Genomic DNA, 6,270 nt, shown 5'->3' with positions numbered 1-6,270 from the left:
CGGCTCCCCAACAGAAGGAAATGGAAGAAAAGCCCGCCCCAAGTCAACCAACAAGACTACCAGCAAGAAGGCATCTCCCGCCAAGGGAAGCCGCGCATCCAAGAGCAATGCTACTCCTACTGATATAGAAGATATTGTCAGCAACTACTTGAAGCCAGGTACAGACTACAACACTATCCCTGGCTGTGGTCGCAAGCCTGCTCTGCTGAAAGCTGGAGCTGAAAAGCTCGCCTCTATCTTCAACTATCGGAGCACCAGCCGCATCTTGAATCGTATCGAGCAGTTCGACCAGCTTTTTGTACTCTATGAAGTAGAGACCACCATCTATGACAAGGAAGGTACCGTCATAGCAGTAGGCCTTGGCAGCTGCAATAGCAAGGAGCGGAAATATCAGCGCAGTGACTTCGCCGGGAACCTCAACACTATCCTCAAGATGGCCAAGAAGCGTTCCTACGTTGACGCCATCCTAACTGCTTGCCATGGCTCTGGCGTCTTCACCCAGGACATTGAAGACATTGCCAGCAATGTCCAGTCACTTTCAGATGCTAAGGAGGCATAAATTATGCCACTTATTATAAGAAAAAGGAGGGCTAGAAGCCCTCCTAAAAATCATTCAACAAACCCCTTATTGCTCCAATGCGCTAACCCAAAGTTCAATATTGCCTGAGCTGGAGGAGAATTCCTAACAGGAACAGATTCCCACAGACTACTCTTGGTACTAAAATACCATTCCCCTCATCATACCCAAACTTCCAAGTTTCACCAAGAATTTCTACCTTTAGGTTCAACTATCTTTACCTTTGCATGCTTGTTACCATAACCTGGCCTGAAATCTGAACCTTCACTACTCACATAATACTGCATACCACTACCGCTATGAGTATATACCCAATAATCCTTTGCAGATACTTGCCCTACCAAAAAGCACAAGTAACATAGTCACCACTGTCAGAATAGACAATAACTTTCTCAAGATGAATACACCTCCCAAATCAACCCCGACATTCTATCCTTAGGTACATTCTATATTCAAAAAAAAAATCTCCCCTAGACCCCATGATTGTCACCTCAACGTTTTCCTACTAATGCTGACTTTCATTTTGGAAGACAAACTACGGCTCTGCTGCGTTTCCTTCCAGTGTGATTTGTACCAAATCCCACTTCCAGTCAACGCTCGACCTCTATATACGTCGGACGGTGCAAAAGGGGTGCGAGCTATGCCAACTGCTTCACGATGCATTGCATTTTCTCACCTTAGCAACGCCTTGCCTACTATCTCGATTAGGTAACTTTTTCTTTTTAAGAGGTTGTGTAGGTGGTTGCTCTTTGATACGCTTCGGAGAGAGGGAGCGGAGGACGCTCTGCCACAGGAAAGTCGAGAAAATCTTCGATTTCTCTGTAGTAGAGTGTGCGATTTTGACGCCCATCGGTCGGTCGCTATCGTCCACCTACCATCATTGCTGATGGAACAGTGCTTCAGTCGGCTATCACCCCGACAACATGACCAGGTCTGAAACTTACCATGATTTGCACCGCCTGCCTCGTCTACCCTTGTGAAGGGCATCTCAGGACTGTTGTTGGACACCGCACGTCTCGGTGCCCTCATCTGCAGGAACTGCCCCCGCAGAGCTTCTGGATTGAATTTTAACTGCGGTAACCCGCCGCCATCTAACGGTGCAGCCCACGGTGATTAGCCGTGCCGGTTCTTTTACTGGCCGATGATTTGCCGCTCAACATCGTCTACAGCTGGCATCAAAAAAGAGCCTATCCTCTCACGGACAGGCTCCTAACTTACTAAAATACTTGATTTGATACCTGGGATTTGCTATAATTTCCGTATACGCATAGGCAACAAGCCTGCGTACAAACAAAGCATATCGCAGTATCAAACCGGAGTGCCGTTCCGGTGAGAGCATCCAGCAAGGTCGCCAAACCCAAGTTGGAGCTGTGAATATTGAGAGCCTTTCGATACCGCCAAATATCGAAGGGCTCATTCTTTTTTATGGTTTCTTGCAAACATCTGTATGCAAGTTTATGAACCATGAATATCATAGCATCTTTACATTATGCCTCGTCAATAGCTCGGACTGGCCCTCACATATCCTTATGTTGAACAACATATCCAATACATCCAACGTATATATACTGTTGCTTTTGTTGGATATGTTGTTCATACAATCCAACACTGATTAGTGGTAGGAACTAAATATATACAATTTATATACTATATATTGTGGTATGTTGGATATGTTGTTCAACAAAAACACACTGTATGTGTTGAACAACATTTGTGGTATAATATAAGAAAAAATTTTTTAGGGGCTGATATATATGGAAATATTCGCCGTAGCCAACCAGAAAGGCCGGCGTCAGTAAAACAACAACTGTGCAAAGCATAGGTGCCGGACTCTCTCATGCAGGCTTCAAAGTGCTGCTCATTGACCTCGATCCTCAAAGCATCTAACCTCCATCTGCCATGCCATATCTGATGCACAGGACAAGAATACCGTCACCATGCTCGAAGTTGGCAAAAGAGAACTCCATAAACGATGCATACAGCATCTTGATCTTTTCGACATAGTTCCGCATCTATGTTCTCGCCTCTATTGATTCTCGCCTTACTGACCAGATGTCTCGTCCATACCGTCTCCAAAGCGCGCTTAAGGAACTCAAAGGCGAATACGACTATGTCTTGGTTGATACGCCTCCAGCACTCGGCACTCTCACCAATAACGCACTCGTAGCTGCAGACTATGTGATTATACCCGCACAGCAGATATACTCTCCCTTCAGGGTGTGAGCCAGCTTTACGAAACTATTGAGTCTGTCAAAGAGCACGCCAATCCCAGTTGAAGGTTTCTGGCATAGTTCTGACAAGATTTCAGGGAAGAGCCAATCTGACCAAGGAAATCGTGATCTTGTTTGATGCAGCAGCCAAACAGTTAAAAACTGTCGTCTTTGATAGCCGCATTCGCGAGGCCATTGCCATCAAAGAAGCTCAAGCAGCTCTTACGGACATATTCACGCATGATTCCAAATCCAATGCCGCCATTGACTATGCGCAACTCATAAAGGAAATCTTTGATGTTGATGTCTTGAAGAAAGTGAGTGCAAAGTAAATGGGAAAGAAGATAACGATAGCAGCCGGTGCTAACCCATTCGATAAGTCCAAGAGTGCAGCAGAGAACATGTTCGCACCACAAGCGCCTACCAAAGAGCATATTGATATTTATGAATACGCTGAACAACAAAAGAAGCAGCACCAACGATCAGATACTGACAATGCTGAGATACAACCTCAAAAGAAAACTCCCAGGCAATTTCCAGGCAAGCAACATATCCATCTGATTCTTCCCGACCGACAGGCCAACATGATCAAGCAGCTCGCCAAGATGAGTGGCATCAGCGTCAATCAGTTTATGAGCCAAGCCGTCGATCAGCTGTATGAAGAACACTGGAAGCCAGTGGTAGAAGCACTGGAACAGAATAGGCACAAACTAGGCCTCGACAAGAAGACAGACAAAAGCCTCTTTAGCTGATACAACTTTATGTTGGCACTATTGGATATGTTGGTAATGTTGAACAACAAAAGCAACATATCCAACACTTCAAAATACGACAATTTACTTGTTGAACAACAAAAGCAACATATTCAAAAATAGCAAAGCCCCATCCGAATTGGACGGGTCTTTGCTATACATTGAATCTATATCACGTCTGCCCCTGTGCTAGTGCGTGATCTCACCACTTCCTAATACGCAATATGACTAATATTTTCCATATATTTAGAGCATTAACGAGCAAAGCCGTTAATAATTTTCCAAGCATTAGAAGCAGGGGTTGGAACATCTATAGGCATACCATGAGGATTTCCCTTAGTATAAATCATGTCCCCTTTCCTCTTCACTGCTACAGTATTAGTTCCAAATATAGCATCAGTATTATTATTCACAGACGCTTCTATATAATACTGCCAACCATCCTTAGAGACTACAGAAGATACATCCATATAGGTTCCAACATTCCCTCCTGGCCATATACATGGCCAGTTAGGATCATTATTTAAGTATTTAGGAATAGTATATACTTGCACAGCTTCAGCTCTACCAAAGACAAAATTCCATCCTTAGGAGACAACACAACTCCACCAACACAAGCAAACATAACTATTACAGCAAGTAATAGTCTCTTCATCATAGAAAAACCCACTCCCATCCGATTATCATTACACCATAATTTTAAATTTATAATCACAAACGTGGCTCAATATATCCATAAAATATTTTTGAGGCAATACTGTTATTTTCTAGTGAAAGCCAAGTTTTACCAGATTTCGTCTTGTACACCCAACTATCTCTTTTGGGACTGAAACAGAACATATAATTAACCATATCAAAAAGATTTCCTTTGTATACTTCTTTCACATCAGCATAACATACATCATTCGTAATAGATATGCTTTCCGTGACCAAATATGAATCTAATTTTTACTCCCAGTAGCGTTAATACTACGAGATTCCAAATAAACGTCCTCTGCAAGTGCAAATCCAGATAATCCTATACATAAAACAAAGCAAATAATTACGATAAAAATTAAACGCTTCATAATAATAGTCCTCCGTTATGAAATTATTAGGTTGTCCACCGCCAACTAATCTGAATATATAATTTTCTTTCTCTATATATTTTTTCGAAACTTTAATGCAACGCAATATATAAGATATCATTAGCTAGACGATCATTAGAAACCAGTTCTTCTCGACCTGATGAAATTGGTGCGTGCTTTCCCGTCCAGCCTTTCCAGGTATATTCCCACCCGTTTTGGGTTGACACAAAATGATATTTCTAAACTCTATTTCTTCATAGTAATTGCCATAAGACACTTCGATATCAACCCAAGTCCAATCTTTTTTATCACTTGTTCTTCCGCCATGCTTTAATGAGCCTTTATCTACAGCCCACCATGAGTGCTGTCCATGAATAATATCACCATAATCTATTCTTACAAGCGGATGGGCATACGCACTATGTTGTGGATTTGTAATCAATGTACATAGCGATATAAAAAGGCATGTTAATATAAATTTAAAAAATCTCATAGTCTTTTCCTCATAAATCATAGTTATCTTTACTCTTACAATACCCAAAACCATTCATGTCTACAGCCTTAAGTCTCTCTTCTATAACATAATAATTTATCCTATATGAAAAATCCCCCAATAATCAGAATCTCTACTGCATTACTATTTACTAGCAATACCAGTCCCATAATTGTGCCTAAAAATAATTTCCTTATATAATTCTTCCATTATTTTATAACCAATCTTTATTATACCTCCTCAAGTCTCCCTTGTATTTCTATCAATATGCAAGAAACTCCTGCAATATTGGATAAGATCTTCCTCCGCGCCTTATGCCTGCCCCACTTGACGCATACGTTCCCCTAGTTTCTCGTAACGCTCCATGAGATTGCTATATAACACCTGCTGCTGCTCAATCTTGTCACTAGCCTTCTGTGCCGCCTGCACCTTGGCTTCACGAACAGCATTCTCCTTATCCTTGGCAGCTGCCTCCAACTTGGCCTTGGCATCGGCCAGCCTCTCACTCAATTCAGATACACGATCAGAGGCCGCCTGTAACTCATCATGTGCCCTAGACAAACGCTGCTTGTAATCATCAAGGTTCTCCAGCTTGGCAGTCAGGGAAGCTACCTGCTCCTTCAATTGATGAACCGCATCAACCTGGCTGTCCTTGACTTCGGTCAGCTTTGCAATCTGATTACGGCTCTCGGCAAGCTCCCTACTCTGCGTGTCAATCATGTCCAATTGCTTACGGATAGCAGCCTCACGTTTATCATGGTCGCTGATAGCAGCATCACGCTCTTCTTTTGCCTTAGCCAATGCCTCTTCCTGTGCATCAAGCTCCGCCTGCTTATCTTCCAGCTTCTTCTCTAAAGCATCTATTTTTTCCTTACGTTCAGCCGACTGCTCACGCAAACGCTTTATCTCCTGCTCTTGGTTCTCCATGCGGACAGAAAAACCTTCCCTAATTCTATCTTCAGCATCAGAGCACAGAGCCAAAGAGGCCAGGTACATATCCATAATGCGGTTGAAGTGCTTGCGGAACTCGTCAATTTCAGTCTCCCGCCCAGTCTTCTTGCGCCCTTCCTCGATATTGTAGAGGTTTACCAGATACTCCAGAGCCTCCCCCTGGTTCTCAAAACCTTCATCGCTCATCTGCTTCAGCAGGTCAAAAGCCTCCTGCGGCCCC

Annotated in this window: 6 protein-coding genes and 1 pseudogene; 3 read left to right on the top strand and 4 right to left on the bottom strand. The window is 43.0% G+C overall.

Annotated features, from left to right (window positions below; all coding sequences use genetic code 11):
* Positions 1–559, top strand: a pseudogene (locus P159_RS0105045) (hypothetical protein); the annotation flags it as partial.
* Between the two features lie 1,901 nt (positions 560–2,460).
* On the opposite strand, the gene P159_RS21135 reads toward P159_RS0105045, so the two are convergent.
* Entirely contained in the window at positions 2,461–2,589 is a 129-nt protein-coding gene (locus P159_RS21135) for a hypothetical protein (protein WP_318253506.1), read from the bottom strand.
* A 329-nt stretch (positions 2,590–2,918) separates the two neighbouring features.
* On the opposite strand from P159_RS21135, the gene P159_RS20225 reads away from it, so the two are divergent.
* Both P159_RS20225 and P159_RS0105035 read left to right on the top strand, forming a co-directional pair.
* A complete protein-coding gene (locus tag P159_RS20225; RefSeq protein WP_185753618.1) occupies positions 2,919–3,119 on the top strand; it encodes a hypothetical protein in 201 nt (66 codons plus the stop codon).
* Positions 3,120–3,539: a hypothetical protein gene (locus P159_RS0105035; protein WP_029542032.1), complete on the top strand. Its 420-nt coding sequence runs from the start codon at positions 3,120–3,122 to the stop codon at positions 3,537–3,539.
* A 254-nt stretch (positions 3,540–3,793) separates the two neighbouring features.
* On the opposite strand, the gene P159_RS0105030 is transcribed toward P159_RS0105035, so the two are convergent.
* The 3 genes from P159_RS0105030 to P159_RS0105020 form a co-directional block, all read right to left on the bottom strand.
* Positions 3,794–4,093, bottom strand: coding sequence for a hypothetical protein (locus P159_RS0105030; protein WP_185753617.1), 300 nt, complete (start codon positions 4,091–4,093; stop codon positions 3,794–3,796).
* A 637-nt stretch (positions 4,094–4,730) separates the two neighbouring features.
* Positions 4,731–5,099: a hypothetical protein gene (locus P159_RS0105025; RefSeq protein WP_185753616.1), complete on the bottom strand. Its 369-nt coding sequence runs from the start codon at positions 5,097–5,099 to the stop codon at positions 4,731–4,733.
* Between the two features lie 312 nt (positions 5,100–5,411).
* Positions 5,412–6,236: a hypothetical protein gene (locus P159_RS0105020; protein WP_029542057.1), complete on the bottom strand. Its 825-nt coding sequence runs from the start codon at positions 6,234–6,236 to the stop codon at positions 5,412–5,414.
* Between the last annotated feature and the right edge of the window lie 34 nt (positions 6,237–6,270).

Source organism: Selenomonas sp. AB3002, from assembly GCF_000702545.1.
GTDB lineage: Bacteria > Bacillota > Negativicutes > Selenomonadales > Selenomonadaceae > Selenomonas_B > Selenomonas_B ruminantium_A.
The sequence above is the reverse complement of the archived record's forward strand: the minus strand, read 5'-3'. Positions and strand labels throughout refer to the sequence as shown.